At 67.7% G+C, this 24,491-nt stretch carries 21 protein-coding genes; 15 read left to right on the top strand and 6 right to left on the bottom strand.

Translation table 11 applies throughout. The annotated features are described in order from the left end of the window. Positions 1 to 207 (top strand): hypothetical protein (locus AC3WUT_RS28930; RefSeq protein ID WP_492350525.1); only part of this gene is annotated, 207 nt, incomplete at its 5' end. Positions 208 to 226: 19 nt separating this feature from the next. Here the strand turns inward: AC3WUT_RS28930 and AC3WUT_RS28925 are convergent. Next, positions 227 to 550: a DUF1840 domain-containing protein gene (locus AC3WUT_RS28925; RefSeq protein WP_492350524.1), complete on the bottom strand. Its 324-nt coding sequence runs from the start codon at positions 548 to 550 to the stop codon at positions 227 to 229. Positions 551 to 894: 344 nt separating this feature from the next. Here AC3WUT_RS28925 and AC3WUT_RS28920 point away from each other — a divergent pair, with 344 nt between their 5' ends. From AC3WUT_RS28920 to AC3WUT_RS28905, 4 genes are all read left to right on the top strand, one after another. Next, the gene (locus tag AC3WUT_RS28920) at positions 895 to 1,938 is read left to right on the top strand and encodes a peptidoglycan-binding protein (RefSeq protein ID WP_492350523.1); all 1,044 of its coding nucleotides are present in this window, start codon (positions 895 to 897) and stop codon (positions 1,936 to 1,938) included. Positions 1,939 to 2,050: 112 nt separating this feature from the next. Further along, a complete protein-coding gene (locus AC3WUT_RS28915; RefSeq protein WP_492350522.1) occupies positions 2,051 to 3,220 on the top strand; it encodes an aminopeptidase in 1,170 nt (389 codons plus the stop codon). Positions 3,221 to 3,222: 2 nt separating this feature from the next. Beyond that, entirely contained in the window at positions 3,223 to 3,525 is a 303-nt protein-coding gene (locus AC3WUT_RS28910; RefSeq protein WP_492350521.1) for a polyhydroxyalkanoic acid system family protein, read from the top strand. A gap of 58 nt (positions 3,526 to 3,583) precedes the next feature. Further along, positions 3,584 to 4,108, top strand: a complete 525-nt coding sequence (locus AC3WUT_RS28905; RefSeq protein ID WP_492350520.1) for an ureidoglycolate lyase — start codon at positions 3,584 to 3,586, stop codon at positions 4,106 to 4,108. Between the two features lie 42 nt (positions 4,109 to 4,150). Here AC3WUT_RS28905 and AC3WUT_RS28900 read toward each other — a convergent pair whose 3' ends face one another. Next, a complete protein-coding gene (locus tag AC3WUT_RS28900; RefSeq protein ID WP_492350519.1) occupies positions 4,151 to 7,066 on the bottom strand; it encodes a bifunctional diguanylate cyclase/phosphodiesterase in 2,916 nt (971 codons plus the stop codon). Between the two features lie 308 nt (positions 7,067 to 7,374). On the opposite strand from AC3WUT_RS28900, the gene AC3WUT_RS28895 reads away from it, so the two are divergent. Together AC3WUT_RS28895 and AC3WUT_RS28890 are read left to right on the top strand one after the other, a co-directional pair. Then, the gene (locus AC3WUT_RS28895) at positions 7,375 to 10,332 is read left to right on the top strand and encodes a choice-of-anchor U domain-containing protein (protein WP_492350518.1); all 2,958 of its coding nucleotides are present in this window, start codon (positions 7,375 to 7,377) and stop codon (positions 10,330 to 10,332) included. A gap of 111 nt (positions 10,333 to 10,443) precedes the next feature. Beyond that, positions 10,444 to 11,274 (top strand): creatininase family protein, encoded by an 831-nt coding sequence (locus tag AC3WUT_RS28890; RefSeq protein WP_492350517.1) that lies wholly within the window; start codon positions 10,444 to 10,446, stop codon positions 11,272 to 11,274. Between the two features lie 13 nt (positions 11,275 to 11,287). Here AC3WUT_RS28890 and AC3WUT_RS28885 read toward each other — a convergent pair whose 3' ends face one another. Together AC3WUT_RS28885 and AC3WUT_RS28880 are read right to left on the bottom strand one after the other, a co-directional pair. Then, on the bottom strand, positions 11,288 to 13,543 hold the full coding sequence (locus AC3WUT_RS28885; RefSeq protein ID WP_492350516.1) for a putative bifunctional diguanylate cyclase/phosphodiesterase: 2,256 nt from the start codon (positions 13,541 to 13,543) through the stop codon (positions 11,288 to 11,290). Positions 13,544 to 13,635: 92 nt separating this feature from the next. Beyond that, positions 13,636 to 14,580, bottom strand: a complete 945-nt coding sequence (locus tag AC3WUT_RS28880; RefSeq protein WP_492350515.1) for a LysR family transcriptional regulator — start codon at positions 14,578 to 14,580, stop codon at positions 13,636 to 13,638. 172 nt (positions 14,581 to 14,752) lie between these two features. Here AC3WUT_RS28880 and AC3WUT_RS28875 point away from each other — a divergent pair, with 172 nt between their 5' ends. From AC3WUT_RS28875 to AC3WUT_RS28850, 6 genes are read left to right on the top strand one after another with little or no spacing between them, the layout of a single operon-like run. After that, a complete protein-coding gene (locus tag AC3WUT_RS28875; protein ID WP_492350514.1) occupies positions 14,753 to 16,426 on the top strand; it encodes an ABC transporter substrate-binding protein in 1,674 nt (557 codons plus the stop codon). 19 nt (positions 16,427 to 16,445) lie between these two features. Further along, positions 16,446 to 17,399, top strand: coding sequence for an ABC transporter permease (locus tag AC3WUT_RS28870; protein ID WP_492350513.1), 954 nt, complete (start codon positions 16,446 to 16,448; stop codon positions 17,397 to 17,399). A 31-nt stretch (positions 17,400 to 17,430) separates the two neighbouring features. Then, positions 17,431 to 18,330, top strand: a complete 900-nt coding sequence (locus tag AC3WUT_RS28865; protein ID WP_492350512.1) for an ABC transporter permease — start codon at positions 17,431 to 17,433, stop codon at positions 18,328 to 18,330. After that, the gene (locus AC3WUT_RS28860; RefSeq protein WP_492350511.1) at positions 18,327 to 19,451 is read left to right on the top strand and encodes an ABC transporter ATP-binding protein; all 1,125 of its coding nucleotides are present in this window, start codon (positions 18,327 to 18,329) and stop codon (positions 19,449 to 19,451) included. The genes AC3WUT_RS28865 and AC3WUT_RS28860 overlap by 4 nt, the downstream gene beginning before the upstream one ends. After that, positions 19,448 to 20,491 carry an ABC transporter ATP-binding protein gene (locus AC3WUT_RS28855; RefSeq protein ID WP_492350510.1) on the top strand — a complete coding sequence of 348 codons (1,044 nt, stop codon included), beginning with the start codon at positions 19,448 to 19,450 and terminating at the stop codon, positions 20,489 to 20,491. Before AC3WUT_RS28860 ends, AC3WUT_RS28855 begins: the two co-directional genes overlap by 4 nt. Then, a complete protein-coding gene (locus AC3WUT_RS28850; RefSeq protein ID WP_492350509.1) occupies positions 20,478 to 21,662 on the top strand; it encodes an amidase in 1,185 nt (394 codons plus the stop codon). The genes AC3WUT_RS28855 and AC3WUT_RS28850 overlap by 14 nt, the downstream gene beginning before the upstream one ends. Positions 21,663 to 21,672: 10 nt before the next feature. On the opposite strand, the gene AC3WUT_RS28845 is transcribed toward AC3WUT_RS28850, so the two are convergent. Together AC3WUT_RS28845 and AC3WUT_RS28840 are read right to left on the bottom strand one after the other, a co-directional pair. Continuing rightward, positions 21,673 to 21,786 carry a CopG family antitoxin gene (locus tag AC3WUT_RS28845; RefSeq protein ID WP_492350508.1) on the bottom strand — a complete coding sequence of 38 codons (114 nt, stop codon included), beginning with the start codon at positions 21,784 to 21,786 and terminating at the stop codon, positions 21,673 to 21,675. A 59-nt stretch (positions 21,787 to 21,845) separates the two neighbouring features. Beyond that, positions 21,846 to 21,989: a CopG family antitoxin gene (locus tag AC3WUT_RS28840; protein ID WP_492350507.1), complete on the bottom strand. Its 144-nt coding sequence runs from the start codon at positions 21,987 to 21,989 to the stop codon at positions 21,846 to 21,848. A gap of 119 nt (positions 21,990 to 22,108) precedes the next feature. Between AC3WUT_RS28840 and pstS the strand changes: the two genes are divergently transcribed. Then, complete coding sequence (gene pstS / locus AC3WUT_RS28835; protein ID WP_492350506.1) at positions 22,109 to 23,224, top strand: phosphate ABC transporter substrate-binding protein PstS; 1,116 nt, start codon at positions 22,109 to 22,111, stop codon at positions 23,222 to 23,224. 91 nt (positions 23,225 to 23,315) lie between these two features. Continuing rightward, positions 23,316 to 24,488: a saccharopine dehydrogenase family protein gene (locus tag AC3WUT_RS28830; RefSeq protein ID WP_492350505.1), complete on the top strand. Its 1,173-nt coding sequence runs from the start codon at positions 23,316 to 23,318 to the stop codon at positions 24,486 to 24,488. The last annotated feature ends 3 nt before the right edge of the window (positions 24,489 to 24,491 follow it).

Genomic DNA, 24,491 nt, shown 5'->3' with positions numbered 1-24,491 from the left:
CCTGCGCAGCAGGGCGTGCACGTCGGGTCGCCTTTCTTTGCTTACTTTCTTTGGCGAAGCAAAGAAAGTGAGGCGCCTGCCGGGGCGCAATCCCGGCCTCCGACCTTCAACAAAGAGCCGAAGGAACAGAGCGAAGCGGCGCAACAAGACCACAACCCAGTGGACAAGGCACCATCACCCATGGTGGCCACTCCCCACGCGCACTGACCGCCAAGTCAGCCCCCCTTCACACTCCCCAAGTCACATCATGCCCCTCCCGCTCACTGCGCCGCAGCATGTCAATCAGCGGCGCCACCCGTTGCCGCAGTGACACCCCCTGGGGCCGGGCGGTCTCCTCGTCTTCCTCGGGGTTCTCGGCCCGGGCTTGGGCGGCCAGCGCATCCTCGGCGGCCACGGCGGACTCAAGGGCGCCCACGGCGGCCGCGATCTGGGACGACAGGATGATGCCCTGCGGGCCTGGCGTCTTGCCGATGATCTCCAGCACCCTGCGCCCGTTGGGCTCCAGCATGATCAGGTCGGCCGTGGATTTGGACTTGAACTTGTAAAGCATGGTGGTTCTTCCCCAGTGCCGCAGCGCGGCGGAATGACGGTGATCCACTCGCCGCGGGGGCGGTGCAGAGCGGGGCCCCTCGGTCGGGCCCGGTGTTTGATTGTTGCATCACTGCAACGCGGCGACCCAGTCCAGGCTCGAAAAGCTTGCCCCAACTCAAGCACTCCCACGTTTTCATTTCCTATCAGGTTGAACGCTGATGTGCGTTGCGAAATTTTTTGTAAACCTTGTGTACCTCGCGTTAGCATCCCGAGGTCTTTGCCGACAGGCACAAGCATCAGGGGACACCCGAACCATTCCAACACCCGCATGCCCGACATGCGCTATTCACTAGAGTTCATTTCATGGCCTTCAAATTCCCCCATCAACTGACGCTGCTGGCCCTGGCCGGTTCATTGGCCGCCCTGTCTGGCTGCGCCACCATGGAAACCGGCTCGGCCGCCGCCAAGACCGAAGCCACCGGCTCGGCCGGTGGTGCCAACAGCCAGGGCGCCAACAGCAAGCTGCCACGCTGCGAAGAAACGCTGGGCACGATCGCCATCGTCGAAGACACCAATGCCCCCTGGTACGTGATGCTGACGCAGCAACGCCACCTGGGCCCGACCACCCCGGTGCTCAAGCTGCTGATCCAGCAGTCGAACTGTTTCGTGGTGGTGGACCGGGGTCGCGCCATGAACAACATGATGCAGGAACGCGCCCTGGCCCAATCGGGTGAACTGCGCAACAACTCCAACTTCGGCAAGGGCCAGATGGTGTCGGCCGACTACTCGCTGACCCCCTCGATCACCTTCTCGAACAACAACGCCGGTGGCGCCGGTGCGGCAGTCGGTGGCCTGCTGGGCCCCGTGGGTGCCCTGGTGGGCGGCAGCATGAGCGCCAAGGAAGCCAGCACCCTGCTGACCCTGGACGACAACCGCTCCAGCGTGCAGATCGCCGCAGCCGAAGGCAGTGCCAAGAACTGGGACTTCGGTGCCTTTGGCGGCATCCTGGGTGCCGGCTTCGGCGGCCTGGGCGGTGGTTACACCAACACCGCCGAGGGCAAGGTGATCGTGGCCGCCTTCCTCGACTCTTACGCCAACATCGTCAAGGCCGTGCAGAACTACAAGGCCCAGACCGTCAAGGGCGGCCTGGGCACCGGTGGGCGCCTGAACGTGGACGGCGGCGTCAACCCCAACGCACCGGCCGCCAAGGCAGCCCCGGCGGCTGGCGCCGGCATGAGCGTGCTGGCAGCTCAGCAGAAGCTCAATGACCTGGGTTTCAGCGTCGGCAAGCCCGATGGCTCGATGGGCCCGCGCACCAAGCGTGAACTGGCCAAGTTCCAGAAGTCGCGCCAACTGCCCACCACCGGCGAACTCGACACCGCCACCCAGGCCGAGTTGAGCAAGTAAGCGAGATCCGCTCACGGCGGCCGTGAAGGCGCCTGGCCTGTTCTGATTTCGGAATGGGCCAGGCGCCTTTTTGCTGGGGCTGCAGGCGTTTCACGCATGCTGTAATCCGACCATGCGTGCGCCTGATCTGTCCACATCAACCGTCTTCCTGCCTGGCCGTTTCCTGCGCCAAGCGCTGCTGGCCTGCCTGCTGGCGTGGGGCCTGACGGGCTGCAGCACCCTGGGTTATTACTGGCAATCGGCGAGGGGCCATGTGCAGCTGATGCAGGCCGCCCGGCCCATCCCCGACTGGCTGGCCGACCCGGCCACGCCCCCCCTGCTCAAAACCCGGTTGCAATCGGCACAGGCCTTGCGCGAATACGCGGTGCGCCAGCTGGGCCTGCCCGACAACGCCAGCTACCACCGCTACGCCGACCTGCACCGCAGCGCCGTGATCTGGAATGTGACGGCGGCGCCGACCGATGCCCTGACGCTGCACACCTGGTGCTTCCCGGTCACGGGCTGCATCGGCTACCGAGGTTACTTCGATGTGCAGGAGGCCCGTACCGAAGCGGCCACGTTGCGTGAGCAGGGGCTGGAAACCCATGTCTACGGCGTGCCGGCCTACTCGACCCTGGGCTGGCTCAACTGGGCCGGGGGCGACCCGCTGCTCAACACCTTCATCCAGTACCCCGAAGGTGAACTGGCCCGGCTGATCTTCCACGAGCTGGCGCATCAGGTGGTCTACCTGAACGGCGACACCCCCTTCAACGAATCTTTTGCCACTGCGGTCGAGCTGATCGGTGTGCGCCAATGGCTGGCCCAGGCCGCCAGCCCGGCGGCGCGCGAAACCTATGCCCAGAGCGAAGCCCAGCGCCTGGGCTTTCGCCAACTGACCCGGGCCACGCGGGCCCGCCTGGAGGCGGTGTATGCCGGGGCTCGCCAGCCAGGCCGCAAGCCCGCCGACCTGGCGCAGCAGAAAGCCGAGGTCATGGCGGATTTCCGCCGTCAGTACGCCGAAATGCGCCGCCATTGGCAGATCGACCCACCCCGGCAGGCCGCCTACGACGCCTGGGTGGCGAACGCCAACAATGCGGCCTTTGGCGCACTGGCCGCCTATGACGCGCTGGTGCCGGGCTTCGAGGCCCTGTTCGAGCAGCAGCACGAGCGCCAGCCCGAGCAGGCCTGGCCGCTGTTTTACGAGGCCGTGCGACAACTGGCTCGTCAGCCTGAGGCCGAGCGCCTGCGCCGGCTGCAGGCACCCGCACCGGTATCATCGGCCACCCCTTCTGCCGGAGATTGAACTTGCCCGACATCCACATCCACCGCGACCATGAGCTGGGCCTGAACGGCGCCCGCGAGGTGGCCACAGGCTGGGCCGAAAAGGCCGAACGCAAACTGGACATGAGCTGCCGCTACGAAGAGAGCGACGCCGAAGATGTGCTGCATTTCAGCCGGGCCGGTGCGCAGGGCACGCTGCGGGTGAACGCCGAGCGTTTCGAGCTGCAGGCCACGCTGGGCTTTCTGCTGGGCTCGTTCAAGGACCAGATCGAACAGGAAATCGCGCGCCAGCTCGACGAGCTGATCGGGCGACAGCGCCAGGCCTGAACCCGGGATGGCCCCCGGCCGCACGAGGGCAGGCACGCCCCATGCTTGCCTGGGCGGCATGAGTTGTCTGACCCCCACCCTGCTGCGGCCCCAGCCGCTGAGTGCCTCGGCGTTTGCCCCTTTTGGTGCCGTGCTGGAGGGCTTTGGCACGCCGCCGGCGCAGGCGCGCCCCATCAATGACCACAGCTGCTGGCGCCTCGATCTGCCGCTGGACCTGCGTTTCGAGCAGGCCGGCGGGCAGGCGGGCCTGGCCATCTACAGCGCCGAGGCCCGGCGCTTTCCCCTGCCCCTGGATGTGCTGGAGCGCCACACCCTGGCCAGCCAGACCTTCATCCCGCTGGAAGGGGCGCGCTTCGTGGTGGTGGTGGCCCGGCCCAATGCGCTGCCGGGGCCCGACGATGTACAAGCCTTCATCAGCAATGGCCGTCAGGGCGTGCTGCTGCACCCCGGCACTTGGCACCACGCCCTGTTGGCGGTGGACGCGGGCAGCTTCGTGGTGCTGGAACGGCATCCGCCCGCGGGTGCCGCCATCGATTGCGAACTTGCCACCCTGGCCGAGACCTTGCAGCTGAGCCTGGGCTGACAGGGGCCGCGGCCCCGGCCGGAGCCCGGGGCATCGGTCAGCTCAGGCCCGCAGCGGTTCGGCCACGGTCGCCCGCAGCTGGCCACGCCGGTAACGGCGCAGCCAGTCACGGCATTCGTCAGCCGGCATGGGTCGGGCAAACAGGTAGCCCTGCAAGGTGTCGCAGCCACGCTCCGTCAGGAAGCGTTGCTGGGCCTCGGTCTCCACGCCCTCGGCCACACAGCGCAAACCCAGGTCCTTGGCCATGGACAGCGTGGCCCGGGTGATGGCCTCGTCCTCCACGTCGCCGGGCAGGTCGGCCACAAAGGATTTGTCGAGCTTGATGCGCGAGATGGGCAGGCGCTTGAGGTAGCCCAGGCTGGAGTAGCCGGTGCCAAAATCATCCAGCGCGAAGGTCAGGCCCATGTCGGCCAATTCGCGCAGGCGGTTGTCCAGGTCCTTCAGCGGTTGCATCAGCAGGGTTTCGGTGATCTCCAGTTCGATGCGTGCCGGGTCCACGCCACTGGCACTCAGCGCATGGCGCACGGTGTCGATGAAGCCCGATTTGCGGAACTGCATGGGCGAGATGTTGATGGCCATCATGAGGTCCATCTCGCCAAGCTGGGTCCAGTCCTGCAACTGACGGCAGGCCTGGTGCAGCACCCAGGCCCCCAGAGGCTCGATCAGGCCGCAATCCTCGGCCACCGGAATGAAGCGGTCAGGCGGGATCAGGCCTTCATCAGGGTGGCGCCAGCGCACCAGGGCCTCGACCCCCGCCACCTGCCCGCTGGCGGCATCGATCTGGGGTTGGTAGACCAGGAACAACTCGTCGCGCTCCAGCGCGCGGCGCAGGTTGTTTTCGAGGAACATGCGCCGCGACACGCGCGCGTTCATCTCCTTCATGAAGAACTGGTAGCCGTTGCGCCCGGCATCCTTGGCCACATACATGGCGGTGTCGGCGTGCTTGAGCAAGTGGTCCAGGTTGTCGCCGTCCTGCGGGTAGCAGGCGATGCCGATGCTGGCCGACAGGTTGATCTCATGGCCCTGGATGTACAAGGGGGCCTGCAGCGCCCGGCGCAGACGCTCGGCCACCTGGGCGGCCTCGTCGGGGCCTTGCAGCTGGGGCAGCAGGGCCACGAACTCGTCGCCCCCGATGCGCGCCAGCATGTGGTGACTTTCCAGGCAGGGCTGGAGCCGCTGCGACACGGCCTGCAGCAGCTCGTCACCGAGCGCATGGCCCAGGGTGTCGTTGATGTGCTTGAAGTGGTCCAGGTCCAGGAACAGCACGGCCAGTGACTGGTGTTCTTGCAGGGCCTGCTGCAGCTCGGCCTGGCCACGCGAGACCCACTGGCTGCGGTTGGGCAGGCCGGTGAGGCTGTCGTAATGGGCCAGCGCGGCCAGCTCCAGCGTGCGCTGCTCGACCAGGGCCTGGGTGCGCCGGGTCTGGCCGGTGATGACCAGCAGAAACGCCCCCAGCAAACCCACACACAGCAGACTCAGGGCCACCATGGCCCAGGCGCTGAGGTCACGCGCCTGGTTCAGAAAACCGGCATTGGCGCGCACCAGCAGCAACCAGTCACGCCCGCCGAACTGCACCGGCAACTGAACACTCATGGGCACGTGGGCCCAGTCTGTTGCATCACAGCCGCTCGGGCCTGCCAGGCGGCGGTTGCCTGCGGCGGCCTGCGGGTCGAGCAGGCAACTCTCGGGCTGCACGCCAGCGCTCGACGTGCCCAGCGCCTGGAGCACGTCATCCATGCGAAAGACCGCTGATACCACCCCCTTGAGCACAGTGCTGTTGGGCAGGAACACGGCCTGGTACATCACCACGCCGCGTTGCTCGCCCACCTCCTGAACCAGTCGGATGCCCTCGCTCACGCGGGGCTGGCCCGTGGTGCGGGTGCCGGCCACCGAATTGGCCGTGGCTGGCAGCACGGCCACATCCAGGCCCAGGGCCTGGGCATTGCTCGACAGGGGCTCGATCAGTGTGATGGGCAGGTAGCTGTCGCGCTGGGCTGCGGCAAAGGTCTCGCCCGTGGCTGAGCGGCCCTTGATGGGCCATCGGTCGGCTTCATAGGCGGCACGGCCGGACCGCAGAACCAGCGGGCTCCAGCCGAAATTCTGCGTGCCGCCATAGCGGTCCAGCCAATGGCGCACGGTGATGGAGAAGTCGGTCTGGGCTTCAGGCTGGGAGATTTCGGGCGCGGTGCGGCTGATCTGCATCACCCGGGCAATGGCCTGCACACTGTCGTTCTGGGCGTCCAGGCGGCGCTGCAGCAGCCCGCCCAACTCATGCGCATACTGGTTCAGCTGGCTGCGAATGCGCTGGTCTTCCCAGTTCTTGGTCTCGAACACCACCGTCCCCACCACCAGCATGGCCAGCAACAGGGGAATGGCCACGCTGAGCCGCCGCGCCCGCCAGGCCACGGCAGGCTGCCCCAGGAACACCAGCAGCAGGGGCAAGCCCAGCACGGCGCCCACCGCATCACCCAGCCACCAGGTCCACCAGCTGAAGATGGCCTCGTCGATCGGAATGAGGCCCGACAGCACCAGCACCGGCACCGACAGACTGGCGTTGACCAGCGTGCTCAACGGCCCCACGCCCAGCAACAGCAGCATCACGCGCTGCGGCGTCTCGACCGGATCCGGGTAGCCCACCCAGCGGCGCGCCAGCCAGGCTCCCAGCCAGGCCTGCAGCGCGGCGCCCACAGGGGACACCAACAGGGTCCAGGACAGACCGCCCTCCAGGCCCGCCTGCTGAGCCGCCAGCCATTGCACCACCAGCGAGCCCAGCGCCACCCCGGGCAAGGCCCAGGGGCCCCGGGTCAGTGCCATGCCCAAGGCCACGCCCGCCGGCAGGAACATCAGCGAGACATAGTCCGGCGGGATGCAGATCTGCAAGGAAAGCCAGCCCGTAGCGGCATAAATCACGGCAGTCCACAGCGCCGACTGCAGCTTGGATTTCAGATCAACGGGCACTTGTGATGGGCTTGGGTGGGTATGGGCCTGCATCCTAACGGGTTGTGACGCGCTTATTGGTGATATTGGTCAATTCTGGAGGCGAAGAATGACCCGTCTTCCAGGCGCCATCACCTGTTCTGCATTGCGCACATCGGCATGTGCTCCCAAGACCTTCGACTTGCCTGCGATCCCCCTATTCCGTTTCGCCCCACGACCCATGATCAGCGGCCATGCTGCCGTGAAGGCGGTGTTTCCCCTTATCATCAAAATTGTTACAAATAAACATTCGGTATCGAACTGCCGATGAATCAGGGAGTGTCGATTTCATGCCGAACGGGTTTCTTGGCAGGGTCAAAGCGGCCTTGCTGTGTGCTGCGTTGTTTCATGTGTCGGGGCTGGGGGCTACCACCCTGACCTTCTCAACCCCGGGCTCCAGTACCTGGACCATTCCACCGGGCGTGTCTTCGATCCAGGTCGCCGTGACCGGCGCTGGCGGCGGCGGCGGGAGCACGGGCGGCCCCGGTGGAAACGGTGGCAAGGTGACTGCGACAGTGGCCGTGACCTCCGGCGACAACTGGACCTGGGTGGTGGGCAGCGGCGGCAGCGCCAATACAACAGCCAACCTTGGTGGCGGCGGCGGCGGCGGCAGTTCTGCCTTCTTGTCCCCGGCCCAGGTGACCCCGGCTCGAATGCTGATTGCTGGCGGGGGAGGCGGCGGTGGCGATGCTTACAACGGCAGCGCTGGTCGGGGGGGCGACGGGGGTGGAGCAGGCAGCTCCACAGGTGCCGATGGCCTGACAGGGGATGCCAGTGCCACACCAGGTGACCATCGGACCTTCGCTTCGGGTTATGCCGGTGGCAACGGGACGCCTGGCATCGTCATCGGTGGACCTCAGGTCGGTGCCAACGGCGGCATTGGCCACGGCTCCGGAGGGCAGGGTGGCGGACGGGTCGAGGGTGGCAATGGCACCGGTGGCGGCGGTGGCGGCGGTGGTGGCGGTTTCCCGGCAGGTCGTGGTGGACCGGGCTTCAACAACTGGAACTATGGTGGCGGCGGAGGAGGCGGTGGCAGCGGCGGCTCCAGTCATGCGGACGCCTCGATGACAGGGGTCAGCTTTGCCGTGGCTGGCAATGGCGGCGCAGCAGGCAGCCCGGGTGGCAATGGCTCAATCGAGGTGACTTACACCGTGATGGACATCAACGGGGTGTGCGGCACGCCGGCAGGGCCGGTGACCAGCATCCCCAGCACGGGTCTATGCGCCACGGGTCTGTCGTCATCGATCACCAGTACCGCCTCTCGATTCCGTTGGGCCTGCGCCGGCGCCGGCAACGGCAGCAGCACGGCGGCAGACGCGTGCTCGGTGGAACGCGGTTACACCGCAAACTTGGCCGTGGGTGCCCATGGCACTGTTTCGCCTGCAGGGCCATTGACTGTGGCCTACAACACCCCGGCTCAATTGACCATCAGTCCCGCCCCCGGCTACGCGATCGATGCTGTGGGGGGCACTTGTGGTGGCAGTCTCAACGGCAACGTCTTCACCAGCAACGCGGTGATGGCCGATTGCAACATCTCCGTCACTTTCAAGTTGGTTACAAGCGGCTACACCCAAGCCTATACCTCGCCGGGCAACTATACCTGGACGATACCCCCCGGGGTCAGCTCGGTCATGGCTGCCGTGAGCGGTGCCGGCGGCGGCGCCGGTGCCAACGCCTCGGGTGGCCGGGGCGGTGCGGGCGGTGCGGGTGACACCATGATGGTCAACCTGCCTGCTGTTCCCGGCGAAGTGTGGAACCTGGTTGTCGGTGCTGGCGGCAGCCTCCATGCTGGCGGCGCGGCCTCCTCGATTTTCAAGAACGGTACGGCCCTGGTGATCGCTGGTGCGGGCGGGGGCGGCGGCGGTGCGGCACTGTCGGTTGCTGGTGGTGCAGGGGGGGGCGGTCACGGCGGAACAGGCGGCAATGGCGTCGGCACCGGAGGGGCTGGAGGCAACTCGGGCATCGGTGGCACAGGCGGGCTTGGTGTGGCTGGTGGGAGCGCCGGGCTCAACGGAAGTTCGACCACCAGCGTGGCGATCGTCAGTGGCGGCAGTGGTGGCCAGGTGATGGGGCTAGGCGGGCTGGGCGGCAGTGGCGGCAGTGGCTATGGCGGAGGCGGAGGTGGTGGCGGTGGCGGTAACTACAGCTACATGGGAATCCCGATGAGTGGCGGAGGCGGCGGTGGTGGCGCCAGCTATGCAAGCCCGGACGTGACCGTACTGTCCTACTCATCCGCCAACAATGGCAGCCCCGGCGCGGACATCAACGCGGGAACGGGGGATGCCGGCCAGATTCTCTTGTTGACCTCGGGCGGCAGCCTGGTCAACGGTGTCTGTGCGGCAGGTGCCGGATTGCAGACCGCGCCTCCTGCGACGGGGCTTTGCAGCGCCGGGACCGCGACAGCCGTTTCGGCCACCACATCCCAATACAGCTGGGGCTGCAACGGTAGCGGTGGTGGCACCAGCACCGCGAGCAACGCCTGCACCGTGGGTCGCGGCTATGTGGTGACACCCAGCTTCAACGCCAACGGCACCGTGTCCCCCAGCACCCCTCAGGTTGTGGCCTACAACACTGCAGTCCAATTCAATGTCACACCACAGGCCGGCAACACAGCCAGCGTGGGCGGTAGTTGCGATGGCACCCTCAGCGGAACGCTGTACACCACCAGCCCAATCACCCACGCATGTCTGGTCAGCATTTCATTCGCTCACAGGCAGGCCCCGGTGGTGATGACCAGCACGCAAACGGGCACGGTCAACGCGGTCTTGCTGAATGGCAGTGGCGGTTGCGCTTTTGACTCGGCCCAGTCGGGCAGCATCAGCCCGGCAGCCGCGTACCACGGAAGCATGAACTTTCCACATGGGGGGTATCGCTGGCGGCTGACAGGATGCGACGTCGGTGGCGAAACCGTCCGTGTCACGGTCTCCTTCCCCAGCCTTTCCGGCATGACCCTCATGAAGTACGGTCCCACCCCCACCTCAGGGGGCAACAGCGTCTGGTACGCACCGAACAACCTGTTGATCAGCGGCAACACGGCGACCTATGACGTGAGCGATGGCCAGATGGGAGACGACGACTTGACGGTGAACGGCACCATCGTGGACCCGGTATTTGCCGTGCCGATCGCCTCAGCCACTGGTGTGCCGACGCTGAATGGCTTGATGATCTGGCTCCTTGGGCTGGGAACGGCAGGGTTGGGCCTTGGCGGGCTGCGACGGCGTAGCGCCCGCCAGGCAAGCCTCGCATGAAGAATCTACGGGCACCCCGAAGGGTGCTACCGAGTTGACAGGGCAATCGGCTCCGGGTGCACCTGCTTGCAGGCGCTCATGGAAGGGCCACAACGCATCTAAGATGCTCGAATGATCCTTCCATCGCGCTTCTGGGCCGAGCTGAGTGCCCGTGATTTTGCCCACCTGCAGGCCAGTGGCGAGGCCGCCGAGGTGGTGGCCGTGTTGCCGGTGGCGGCCATCGAGCAGCATGGCCCGCACCTGCCGTTGAACGTGGACACGGCCCTGGTCGAGGGCATCGTGGCGGCCAGCCAGGCCTACCTGCCCGCCGCGCTGCCAACGCTGTTCCTGCCCACCCAGGCGGTGGGCCTGAGCCCTGAACACCAGCGCTTTGCGGGCACGCTGACGCTGTCGCCCGAGACCTTGATCCGGCTGTGGGTGGAGCTGGGCGAGTGCGTGGCCCGCGCCGGGGTTCGCAAGCTGTTGTTGTTCAACAGCCATGGCGGGCAGGTCAGCGTGCTCGACATCGTGGCCCGCGAGCTGCGCAGCCGCTGTGACCTGATCGTCTACAGCAGCAGCTGGTTCAACCTGCCGCTGTCCCCCGAACTGGAGGCCCAGTTCGGGCCCGAAGAGCATCGCTTCGGCATCCACGCCGGCGACATCGAGACCTCGATGATGCTGGCGCTCCAGCCCGAACGGGTGGACATGGCCCAGGCCCGCCACTTCCACAGCAGCTCGCAGGACCGGGCCGCGCGCTACACGCTGCTGGGCAACGGACGCAGCGCCAAGCTGGGCTGGCAGATGCAAGACTACAACCCCGCCGGCGCCGCCGGCAACGCCGCCGCCGCCACCGCCGACAAGGGCCACGCCTTGATCGACGCCGCCGCCCGCCAACTGGCCCTGCTGCTGCAAGAGATCGCCGACCTGCCGCTCAGCACCTTGGTGGACAAACCCCAGTTCTGAAAGATCGAGGGGCTCAGGCCACCATCCCCACCGGATGCCGCGCCAGCCACTCGCACAGCACGTCAAAGGGCATCGGGCGGGCATACAGGTAGCCCTGCGCCTCGTCACAGCCCAGATCGCGCAGGATGGCCACCTGCCGTTCGGTCTCGACCCCTTCGGCCAGCACCTTCATGCCCAGCTGATGGCCCAGGGGCACGATCATGCGGGCGATACGGGCGCCGGGGCGCTCGGTCTCCAGCAGCTCCACAAAGGCCCGGTCGATCTTGAGGCGGTCGGCCGGCAGTTGATCAAGGTAGGACAGCGACGAAAACCCGGTGCCGAAATCATCAATCGCCACGGCCACCTGCCGGCTGCGGATCTCGCGCATCACGGCGGCCACCCGCTCCATGCCGACCATGGACACCGACTCGGTGATCTCCAGCTCCAGGCAATCCGGCGCGATCTGCTTGTCGTGCAAGGCTTCATCCAGGGTCTGCAGAAAGTCAGGCTGGCCAAACTGCACTGCCGACACGTTGACCGCCATGCGCAGCGGGCGCCAGCCCAACTGGTGCAGGCGGCCCAGGTCGCTCAAGGCGGAGCGCAGCACCCAGGTGCCCAGCCCCACGATCAGGCCCGAGCGCTCGGCCACCGGGATGAAGCGGTCGGGCGGCACCAGCGAGCCGTCTTCGGCCCGCCAGCGCATCAGGGCCTCCACCCCGAGCACCGCCCCGGTGAGCAGCGAGACCTGGGGCTGGTAGACCACGAACAGCCGGTCATGGTCAAAGGCCCGGTGCAGGCCGTGCAGCAGTCGGGTGCGCTCCTTGGAGTCGGCACCCAGCGCGGCCGAGTAATACTCGATGCGCCCCTGGCCCGCAGCCTTGGCCCGCTTCATGGCGATCGACGCATCCTTCAGCAGTTCACTGCCATTCAGGGCCGGCACCTCGGCGCAGCGCACCAGGCTCATCGACACCGACAGCCGCCGGTTGATCTCCTCGACCTGGAAGGGCAGCTCGAACAGGGTGCGCAACTCCTCCGGGTTGACCACGTCCTCATGGCCCACCACCGCAAAGGTGTTGCCCGCCACCCGGGCGATGTAGCAGCGGCTGACCAGGGCCTGTGACAGGCGCTGGGCAATGGCGCCCAGCAGCAGGTCGCCGTAGCGGTGCCCGAACATGTCATTGGTCTCGGCGAACTGGTCCACATCGATCAGGGCCAGCACCAGATCCTGCAGCTCGCCCGCGGCCACCTGCTCGTCCAGGTGCTGGACCAGGGCCGTGCGGTTGGGGATGCCGAGCATGCGATCGACAAAGGCCACGCTGCGCAGGCGCATGAACAGCGACACGTTGGACGCACACAGGGCGATGTTGGTGCAGAACACCTCCAGCAGATGGGCATCCACCTCGCGCAGCGGCTCACCCGCGGCCACAAAGGCGGCAAAGTCCTGACCGTCGCGGCCTGAGAAGAACAGCGTCAGGCTGCGCTGGGCCACCTGGCTGCGGCGCTCGGCCAGGCAGCGGCTGAGCTGCTCAACGATCTCGGGGTCGGTTATCTCGCCCAAGCGTTTCTGGATCAGGTGGCGGTACGGGCCAGCCGCCGCGATGACCACGAAATCCGACGCCTGGCCCGCGCCGGGCGAAGGGTCGGTGCTGGCGCACACCAGGCCGTCGGGTCGAATGCCGATCAGGCTGGCGATCTGGGTGATCACGCCTTCCGCAAAGGTCTGCAGGCCCTGTTCGGCCATGAACTGATTGCTGGCGGCGACGATCTTCTCCAGCCCGCGGCGGCTGGCGTCCAGGCGGCACAGCTGGTCATAGCAGCGCACGGCGGCCGTCAGGGTGGCGTACAGCTTGGCCCGCGTGAGCTCGCTCTTGGTCTTGTAGTCGTTGATGTCGTAGCGCCGGATGGTCTCGATCTCGGGCGCCTGCCCGGGCTGCCCGGTGCGCAGGATGATGCGGGTGTTGTGCAGGCCCAGGCCGTTGCGGATGTTGTCCACCATGGCCAGGCCGGCGTGCTCGGTCTCCATCACCACGTCGAGCAGGATCACCGCCACATCGTGCTCGTGGCGCAGCAGCATCAGGCCCTCGGCGCTGGAATAGGCATGCAGCAGTTGCACCGGCCGGCCCACCAGATCCAGGCCGCGCAAGGCATAAGCGGTGCTGTCGTGCACGTCGCGGTCATCGTCCACCACCAGCACCCGCCAAGGCGGCAGGGCGGGCGAACCCGGCTGGGGCGGCGGGGCCTCGGGCGAGTCGGGCTCCTGGAGGAAAGGAATCAGTGCGTCTGATGACATGGGCTACCTGTGAAAGGGCCAAGGCCGCGCGAGCAGTCCCTGAACCTTTCAGTTCAACAACCAACCGCCTTGTATCAGTGACTATAGAGTAACTAGGGTGATTTTTTGTCGCGGGATTTTCCCGGGGCTGCCACCAGAAAGTCCGCCAGCAGCTGCACCCCCTCGTCCACCGCCCCTTCGGGGGTGGCCACCAGCAGGCGCCGCCGTGCCCAGGGGTCGGCCAGCGGGCGCCAGGCCAGCTTCATGGCCCGCGCAATGGGCAGCGACGCCGCCTTGGGCAGCACCGCCAGCCCCAGGCCCGAGGCCACCATGTGGCACACCGCGTCGAAGCTGCGCACCTGCATGCGCAGGCGCAGGGGCTTGTTCACGGCACGTGCCGCCTGCTGCTGCTGTTGCAGCATGGCGGCCCCGGCGGCCAGGCTGATCCATTGTTCGTCGAGCAGGCTGGCAAAGGCCACCGGCTGACGCGCCGGGGTGCTGGTGGCCACGGCGTGGCGCGCCGGCAGCACCAGGATCAGCTCATCGTCGCGAAAGTGCCGGGTGCTCAGGTCGCTGGTGTCGGGCCCTTCCACAAACACCGCCAGATCGGCCCGCCCCTCGCGCAACGTGCGGACCACGGTGTCGGAGACCTGCTCCTCCAGATCCACCCGCACCTGGGGGTGCAGCTCGCCAAAACGCGCCAGCAACACGGGCAGGAACTGGTTGATCGCGGCGGTGCTGGCGCACAGGCGGATGTGGCGCGCAATGCCCTGGCGCAGATCGCCCAGCTCGCGGGTGAGTTGATCCAGGGTCTGCAGCAGGCTCAGGCCATGTTTCACGAACAGGCGCCCGGCCGGGGTGGGGGTCAGGCCCTTGGCGTGGCGCTCGAACAGGGGACCGCCGGTGGCGTCTTCCAGTTCACGCAGGCGCCGGCTGGCCGCCGCCAGCGCCAGGTGGCCCTCACGGGCCGCCGCGGTCAGGCTGCCGCTTTGTGCGCAGGCCACGGCCAGGCGGATCGAGATCAGGTCAAAGCGGGCGAGGTTGTAGGCCAGGGACATGGTGGGCTCCGGGCAAGCGGCGGGTGCATCCAAACCGGATTGGCAGGACCGGCACCACGACAGGGCTGCATGCACTGTTGCGGACCAGGCGAGCGCCGGAATGGCATCAAAACGTTGGCATGTTACTTGCACTTTGCTGCATTCAATCTTGACTGGTTAGCAGGAGCACTCCATGAATCGCTTGGTAGACCGTTTTCCCATGTCCTGGCTGCGCGCACCCGCCGTGTTGACGCTGTTGGCCGCTTCACTGGCCGCCACTGGCAGCCTGGCACAAGAGAAGGTGTTGCGCATTGCCATGACGGCCGGCGACATCCCACGCACGCTGGGCCAGCCCGACCAGGGTTTTGAAGGCAACCGATTCACCGGCATCCCGATGTACGACTCGCTGACGCAGTGGGACCTGTCCAAGGCCGATGCGCCCAGCGTGCTGATCCCGGCGCTGGCGCTGAGCTGGGCGGTGGACGCCAAGGACAAGACCAAGTGGGTGTTCAAGCTGCGCAGCGGCGTGAAGTTCCATGACGGCAGCCCCTTCAATGCCGACGCCGTGGTGTGGAACGTGCGCAAGGTGCTCGACAAGGAGGCCCCGCAGTTCGACGCCAGCCAGGTCGGCGTGACGGCCTCGCGCATGCCCACGCTGAAATCGGCACGCAAGATCGACGAGCACACGGTGGAGCTGATCACCAGCGAGCCCGACTCTTTTCTGCCGATCAACCTGAGCAACCTGTTCATGGCCTCGCCCAGCCACTGGGAGGCCAAGCTCAAGGCCGTGCCCGCCAGCGTGAGCGAGCCGGCGGAGCGCAGCAAGCAGGCCTGGGCCGCGTTTGCCGCCGATGCCTCGGGCACCGGCCCCTTCCACATGACCCGCTTTGTGCCTCGCGAGCGCCTGGAGCTGGCCGCCAACAAGGGTTATTGGGACCCCAAGCGCACGCCCAAGATCGACAAGGTGGTGATGATGCCCATGCCCGAGGCCAATGCCCGCACCGCCGCCCTGCTGTCGGGCCAGGTGGACTGGATCGAGGCCCCGGCACCCGACGCCATGGACCAGATCAAGCAGCGCGGCTTCAAGCTCTACAGCAACGCCCAGCCCCATGTGTGGCCCTGGCAGCTGTCGTTTGCCGAGGGCTCGCCCTGGCTGGACAAGCGCGTGCGCCAGGCCGCCAACCTGTGCGTGGACCGCGAGGGCCTCAAGCAGATGCTGGGCGGCATGATGGCCATCCCCAAGGGCACCGTGGCGCCGGGCCATCCCTGGTGGGGCAACCCCGCGTTTGACATCAAGTACGACGTCAAGGCCGCCCAGGCCCTGATGGGCCAGGCCGGCTTCTCGGCCGCCAAGCCGGTGAAGGTGAAGGTGCAGATCTCGGCCTCGGGTTCGGGTCAGATGCAGCCCCTGCCCATGAACGAGTTCGTGCAGCAGTCGCTCAAGCAATGCTTCTTCGACGTGCAGTTCGACGTGATCGAGTGGAACACCTTGTTCACCAACTGGCGCAAAGGCAGCAAGGACCCCTCGGCCAACGGCAGCAACGCCATCAACGTGAGCTTTGCCGCCATGGACCCTTTCTTTGCCATGGTGCGCTTCGTCAGCACCAAGACCTTCCCGCCGGTGTCCAACAACTGGGGTTATTTCGGCAATGCCGAAATCGACAAACTGGTGGCCGATGCCCGCACCAGCTTTGACGACAAGGCACGCGACGCCGCCCTGGCCAAGCTGCATGCCCGCATCGTCGACGAAGCCCCGTTTGTGTGGATCGCCCACGACGTGGGTCCGCGCGCCCTGTCGGCCAAGGTGAAGAACGTGGTGCAGCCGCGCAGCTGGTTCATCGACATCGCCACCATGACGATGGACTGAGCGCCACCGGGACCGCACCATGTTCACCTACCTGCTGCGTCGCCTGAGCTACGCCCTGCCCATCATGCTGGGCGTGTCCCTGGTGTGCTTCGCCCTGGTGCACCTGGCGCCGGGTGACCCGCTGGTGTCCATCCTGCCGCCCGACGCCTCGGCCGAGCTGGCCGCCCAGATGCGCCAGCTGTATGGCTTCGATCGCAGCTACCCCGAGCAGTTCGGGCTGTGGCTGTGGCGGGCCGCCCAGGGCGACCTGGGCACCTCGATTGCCACCGGCCGGCCGGTGGCTGCCGAGGTGATGAAGGCGGTGGGCAACACCCTGCGCCTGGCCGTGGTGGCCACCGCCATCGGCTTCGTCCTGGGCAGCCTGTTCGGCTTTGTGGCGGGCTTCTTCCGCAACTCCTGGGTCGACAAGCTGGCCTCGCTGCTGTCGGTGCTGGGCGTGAGCGTGCCGCACTACTGGCTGGGCATGGTGATGGTCATCGTCTTCTCGTCGAGCCTGATGTGGCTGCCCGCCACCGGCGCCGGCCCCTCGGGCTCGGAGGGCTGGGCCTGGGACTGGGAGCACCTGCAGTTCCTGGTGTTGCCGGCCGTGACCATGTCGGTGATCCCGATGGGCATCATCTCGCGCACTGTGCGTGCCCTGGTGGCCGAGATCCTGGAGCAGGAGTTCATCGTCGGCCTGCGTGCCCGTGGCCTGACCCAGTTCGGGGTGTTCCGCCACTTGCTGAAAAACGCCGCCCCCACCGCGCTGGCGGTGATGGGCCTGCAGCTGGGCTACCTGCTGGGCGGCTCGATCCTGATCGAGACCGTGTTCTCCTGGCCCGGCACCGGCTTTCTGCTGAATTCGGCCATCTTCCAGCGCGACCTGCCCTTGCTGCAGGGAACCATCCTGGTGCTGGCCCTGTTCTTCGTGCTGCTGAACCTGATCGTGGACCTGTTGCAAACCCTGCTCGACCCGCGCATCGCACGGGCCTGACAGACCCCCCTTGACCCGGAGAAAGCTCCCCATGTCTTCAACCCTGGCCCCCCGCCGGCGCACCTTGCCCGTGACCGCGCAGACCTCGCCGGGCTACTGGCAATCGGTGTTGCAAAGGCTGCTGCGCGACCGCGTGGCCATGACCGCCGGCGCGGTGGTGCTGCTGCTGTTGCTGATGGCCGCTCTGGGCCCCTGGATCACCCCGGCCGACCCCTACGCGGCCTCGATGCTCAAGCGGCTCAAGCCCATCGGCACCCCGGGCTTTCTGCTGGGCACCGACGAGCTGGGGCGCGACCTGATGTCGCGCCTGATCATCGGTGCCCGCCTGTCACTGTTCATGGGCCTGGCCCCGGTGCTGTGCGCCTTTGTGTTCGGCTCGCTGATCGGCCTGGTGGCAGGCTACGCCGGCGGGCCTGTGAACACCGTGATCATGCGCACCATCGATGTGTTCTATGCCTTCCCCTCGGTGCTGCTGGCAATCGCGCTGTCCGGCGCCCTGGGGGCGGGCATCCTGAACTCGCTCGTGGCGCTGACCGTGGTGTTCGTGCCGCAGATCGCCCGCGTGGCCGAGGCCGTGACCACCCAGGTGCGCAACCGCGACTACGTGGATGCGGCCCGGGCCTCGGGGGCCAGCGCCTTCACCATCGTGCGGGTGCACGTGCTGGGCAATGTGCTGGGGCCGATCTTTGTGTACTCGACCAGCCTGATCTCGGTCTCGATGATCCTGGCCAGCGGCCTGAGCTTTCTGGGCCTGGGCGTGAAGCCGCCCGAGCCGGAGTGGGGCCTGATGCTGAACACCCTGCGCACGGCCATCTATTCCCAGCCCGCCGTGGCGGCGCTGCCCGGGGTGATGATCTTCATCACCTCGGTGAGCTTCAACCTGCTGTCGGACGGCCTGCGTTCGGCCATGGACAACAAGGGGGCCGCATGAGCACCTGGCATTCACTCCCCAAGACCGGGCCGGAGGCGCCGCTGAGCGTGGTGGACGTGGGCGGCCCGGCCCAGCCGTTGCTGACCATCCGCGGCCTGGTCAAGCACTTTCCCCTCAAGGGCGGCCTGCTGGGCCGCCGCCGTGGCGAAGTGCGCGCCGTCGACGGCGTGAACTTCGAGGTGCTCAAGGGCGAGACCCTGGGCGTGGTGGGCGAATCGGGCTGCGGCAAGTCGACCACCGCCCGGCTGTTGATGCAGTTGCTGGAACCCACCGCCGGGCAGATCGTGTTCGACGGGCGCACCGTGGGCAGCCGTGACCTGCCGCTCAAAGAGTTCCGCCGCCAGGTGCAGATGGTGTTCCAGGACAGTTATGCCTCGCTCAACCCACGCCTGACCCTGGAGGACTCGATCGCCTTCGGCCCCCGGGTGCACGGGGTGCCGGCCGCCGAGGCCATGAGCCGGGCGCACGACCTGCTGGCCCGCGTGGGCCTGGAGCCGGCCCGCTTTGCCGGGCGCTACCCGCATGAGCTGTCGGGCGGCCAGCGCCAACGCGTCAACATTGCCCGGGCCCTGGCACTGCGCCCACGCCTGCTGATCCTGGACGAGGCGGTGTCGGCCCTGGACAAGTCGGTGGAAAGCCAGGTGCTGAACCTGCTGCTGGACCTGAAGGCCGAGTTCGGCCTGACCTATGTCTTCATCAGCCACGACCTGAACGTGGTGCGCTACATGAGCGACCGGGTGCTGGTGATGTACCTGGGCGAGGTGGTGGAAGTGGGCCCCGCAGGCGCCCTGTTCGACGACCCGGCCCACCCCTACACCCGCGCCCTGCTGTCATCCGTGCCCTCGATGGACCCGGACCACCGCACCGAGGCCCCGGCCCTCAGCGGCGACCCACCCAACCCGATCGACCCGCCGGGCGGCTGCCGCTTTCACCCGCGCTGCCCGATGGCCGCACCGGCCTGCGCCCGCCAGGCCCCCATCCCCAGCAGCGTGAGCCCGCTGCACCAGGTGCGCTGCCTGGTGCATGAGCGTGGCAGCGAACACCCCGATGCCCTGAACCGTTCGCTGCACGACCCGAGCAATCTGTTGCGCCCCCAAGGCGCTCAAGAGGCCCTGGCATGAACAGCCTCCACCCCACCCCCCTGGTGCAGATCGAGGACCTGTGCGTGACCTTCACCGGCGGCAAGCTGCCGGTGCAGGCGGTCAGCGGCGTGACGCTGAATGTGGCCCGAGGCCAGGTGATGGCCTTGATCGGCGAATCGGGCTCGGGCAAGAGCGTGACCCTGCGCACCCTGCTGCGCTTGCACCCCGAGCGCCGCACCCAGATGCGCGGCAAGGTGCTGGTGGACGGGCGCGATGTGCTGGCGCTGAGCCCGCGCGAGCTCAACGACTACCGCGGCAAGACCACCTCGATGATTTTTCAAGAGCCGCTGCTGGCCCTCGACCCGGTGTACCCCCTGGGCCGGCAGATCGTCGAGGCCATCCGCCGCCACGAACCCGTGAGCCGCGCCGAGGCCGAGCGGCGCGCCCTGGCCCTGTTCGAGCAGGTGCGCATCCCCAGTCCTGCCCGCCGGCTGCAGGCCTACCCACACGAGATGTCGGGCGGCATGCGCCAACGCGCCATGATCGCCCTGGCCCTGGCCTGCAAACCCCAGGTGCTGCTGGCCGACGAGCCCACCACCGCGCTGGATGCCACGGTGCAGATCCAGATCCTGCTGCTGCTGCGCGAGTTGCAGCGCGAGCTGGGCCTTTCGGTGATCTTTGTCACCCACGACATCGGGGCGGCCGTCGAAGTGGCCGACCGCGTGGCCGTGATGTACGGCGGGCGCATTGTCGAAGAGGGTTCGGTGCGCGAGCTGATCCGGGCCCCGCGCCACCCCTACACCCAGGCCTTGCTGGGCAGCCGCTCGCACGGCGCCATGGTGCCCGGCCAGCGCCTGCAGACCATCAGCGGCTCGCCCCCCGATCTGGCCCGGCTGCCCCCGGGCTGCTCGTTTGCCGAGCGTTGCCCGCGCGCCAGCGAGCTGTGCCGCGGCAGCCAGCCCCCGGTGGAGTCCGTCCATGCCGATCACACGGTACGCTGCTTCCATGGGCAGCTGCCTGAACGGGCCGCCGCCCCCCAGCCCGCCCCCCACGTTGGAGACACCCATGCCTCTGCATGACCCTGCGCACGCTTTTGTTCCCTACCCCGACGCCCCGGTGCCGAACGCGGGCACCGGCCCCCTGTCGGGCCTGCGCTTCGGGGTGAAAGACCTGTTCGACGTGGCCGGCTACCCCACGGGCGGCGGCAATCCGCTGGTGCTGGCCCTGTCGGGGCTGAAGACCCGCACGGCCCCCACGGTGCAGCGCCTGCTGGACGCCGGGGCGGCCTTTGCCGGCAAGACCGTCACCGACGAACTGGCCTTCTCCATGAATGGCAACAATGCGCACTTCGGCGCCCCCCTCAACGGGGCGGCGCCGGAGCGCATCACGGGCGGTTCGTCCTCGGGCTCGGCCTCGGCCGTGTCGTCCCGACTGGTCGACTTTGCCCTGGGCACGGACACCGGGGGCTCGGTGCGTGCCCCGGCCAGCCACTGCGGGCTGTACGGCCTGCGCCCCAGCCACGGCCGCATCTCGCTGGCCGGCGCCCTGGACCTGGCGCCCAGCTTCGACACCTGCGGCTTCTTTGCCCGCGACCCGCTGACCTTCTCGCGCGTGGCCGAGGTGCTGCTGGGCGAAGACAGCACGGCCCTGCCTGCCCGCCCCCGACTGCTGAAACCGGAGGACCTGTGGGCCTTTGCCCAGGCGGCCGCCGTGGCCGCCGTGCAACCAGTGCTGGCCCGGGCCGAAGCCCTGTGGGGGCCGGCCGCAGCCTGCCCGGTGATGCTGGACTCGTTCGACGCCATGTACTGGAACTTTCGCTACCTCCAGGGCCGCGAGGCCTGGATGACCGATGGCCCGCTGATCGAACGCTACGCCCCGCCGCTGGGCCCGGGCGTGGCCGAGCGCTTTGCCTGGTCGCGCCAGGTGACGGATGCCCAGGTGACCGAGGCCGAAGCCTTTCGCCGCCGTTTCCAGGCCCACATGCGGGCTTTGCTGGGGCCCGACGGCGTGCTGCTGCTGCCCACCATGCCCGATGTGGCCCCCCTGCGCAGCGAACCAGAGTCGGCCCTGGAGGACTACCGAAACCGCGCCATCCACATGCTGTGCGTGGCCGGGCTGGGCGGCCTGCCCCAGGTCTCGCTGCCGCTGGCCCGCCAAACCCAGGCCGACGCCCCGCTGGGCGTGTCGCTGATCGGGCCGGTGGGCTCGGACGCTTCGCTGATCCGGCTGGGGGTGGCGCTGGCGGGGTGAGCCGTGAGGCTCACGGCTCCTGCAGCGTTTCTTGCAGCCAGACCTTGATCAGGGATTGATAGGGCACATCCCGGGCCTTCGCCGCCACCTTGAGCGAGTCCAGCAAATGTGGGGGCTGGCGCAAGGAGATGGTCCAGGGCTTGTTAACACTGATTTCACCGGCGAAATCAGTGTTAGCAGGCCCTAAGTCGTGGGCTTCAGATTCGGCAGAACGGCCCGGCTGGCCAGTGACCAATCCAGGTGCGGGCTGGAGTCATGCGACGCCCAGTATTCGCACTCCTGCACCTCGGTCTCGAAATGAGGAATGGCCTCAAGGCGCTTGCTCATAGACGGCTCGCTCCTTTCGATGCATGTCTCTTGCTGAAATGCCCCGGATCAGACGGCTTTTTCTGTGAAATTTGTCACACATCGCCCGTATCATCGCGCGCTTGTTGCCCGACTGCGCCATGAACCGACACCCCGCCCAGCCCTTCCTGAACAACGCCCCGCCCCCCGCCCTGAGCCGCCGCGCCACCCTGTCGCTGCTGCTGGCCGCGGCCTGGGGCCCGGCCCGGGCCGCCGAGACCCTGACCGGGGCGGGCTCGTCCGCCGCGGCCCCGCTGTACCGCGCCTGGGCGGCGGCTTACGGCAAAACGCAGGATGTGCTGCTGCAGTACGAGGCCAGTGGCTCGTCGGCCGGGCTGAAGAAGATCCGCGCCCAGGAGGTGGCCTTTGGCGCCTCGGATGTGGCGCCACCGGAAGCCGAACTGAACCGGGATCAACTGGTGCTGGTGCCCACCTTCGTGACCGGGGCGGTGCCGGTGGTGAACCTGCCTCGCGTTCCCCGGGGCCGGCTGCGCCTGACCGGCGAGGTGCTGGCACAGATCTACCTGGGCAGCATCACCCGCTGGTCGGCGCCCGAGATTGCCGCCCTGAACCCCGACCTGAACCTGCCCGACCTGGTGATTCGCCCAGTGGGCCGCAGCGACGGCTCGGGCACCACCTGGTATGTGGCCGACTACCTGGCCCGCCTGAGCCCGACCTGGAAAGAACGCCTGGGGGTCAAGACCAGCCTGCCCTGGGGTGAACACGTGACGGGTGCCAAAGGCAGCGACGGCGTGGTGCGCGCGGTGCAGGACACCGCTGGCGCCCTCGGCTATGTCGACTTCAACTACGTGGGCGCCAATGGCCTGAGCCCGGTGCTGTTGCGCAATGCCGCCGGTGAGTTTGCGACGGCCGGGGTGGCCGGTTTCAAGGCTGCCCTGCGCACCAGCGACTGGGCCGCCAAGGGCAACTTCCACGCCAGCCTGGCCAACCTGCCGGGGCCTGGGGTGTGGCCGATCACCATGGGCACCTTCGTGCTGTTGCCACGGGTGAGCGGCCAGCCGGCCGACACCGCGCGGGCGCTGCGCTTTCTGATGTGGGCGCTGCTCAAGGGCGACTCGGTGGTCGAAGGCCTGAGCTTTGTGCGCCTGCCAGACGCCCTGCAGGCCAGCGCCTTCAAGGCCCTGAGCAGCGTGGTCGACAAGCAGGGCCGCAAGCTGGGCGCGGAGGCCTTCTCGGCCATTGCCCAGGCCGGCTGAACCTGGGCGACAGCGCCCCGCGCCGTCGGGCTCCAAAATCGCGGCCTTTGTGCTGCGCCGCAGCGCAACAACGGTTTTTCAAGGAGCCCTCATGAGCAAACCCTTTGACATCGTGGTGCACGGCGCCACGGGTTTCACCGGCCGTCTGGTGGTCGAGTACCTGTTGCGCCAATACCCCGCCGGCAGCGGCCTGCGCTGGGCCATGGGCGGACGCAGCGCCGCCAAGCTGGCCGCGGTGCGCGACGAGCTGGGCGCCCCCGCCGACACCCCGCTGGTGGTGACCGACAGTGCCGACCCCGCCAGCCTGCAGGCCCTGATGGCACAGACCCGCCTGGTGCTGACCACGGTCGGCCCTTACCAGCTGTACGGCAACGAGCTGGTCGCCGCCTGCGCCCAGGCCGGGGTGGACTATGTGGACCTGTGTGGCGAGCCCGCCTGGATGCGCCACATGATCGACGCCCACGAGGCCCAGGCCCGCGCCAGCGGTGCCCGCATCGTGTTCTCCTGCGGCTTCGACTCCATCCCCTTCGACCTGGGCGTGCTGTTGCTGCAGAGCGAGATGAAGGCCCGCTTCGGCCAGGCCGCCCAGCGCGTGCGTGGCCGGGTGCGCAAGATGAAAGGCACCTTCTCGGGCGGCACCGCCGCCAGCCTGAAAGCCACCATGGCCGCCGCCGCCAGCGACCCCGGCGTGTTGGCCCTGTTGCGCAACCCCTTCTCGCTGACACCGGGCTTTGAGGGCCCGCGCCAGCCCTCGGGCAACAAGCCCGAGCTCGACGAGGCCCTGGGCCTGTGGGTGGCCCCCTTTGTGATGGCGGCCATCAACACCCGCAATGTGCACCGCTCCAACTTCCTGCTGCAGCATGCCTACGGCCAAGACTTCGTCTACGACGAGATGCTGGTCACCGGGGCTGGCGAAAAAGGCCAGGCCATCGCCCAGGCCGTGGCCAGCGACAAGTCGATGGGCTCGGACGAAGGCCCGAAGCCAGGTGAAGGCCCTTCACGCGAAGAGCGCGAGGCTGGCTACTACGACGTGCTTTTCCTGGGCCAGGACAGCGCCGGCCACAGCTTGAAAGTGGGCGTGAAGGGCGACCGCGACCCGGGCTATGGCTCGACCTCCAAGATGATCAGCGAGGCCGCCGCCTGCCTGCTGCTGGACAGCGCCGCCACCCCGGGCGGCATCTGGACCCCGGCCTCGGCCATGGGCGACAAGCTGATCGCGCGCTTGCAGGCCCATGCGGGCCTGAGCTTCTCGGTAGAAGACTGAGCC

This window comes from Curvibacter sp. EU05-FHT14A10, assembly GCF_058791075.1.
This window is presented reverse-complemented; position numbering and strand designations above follow the sequence as displayed.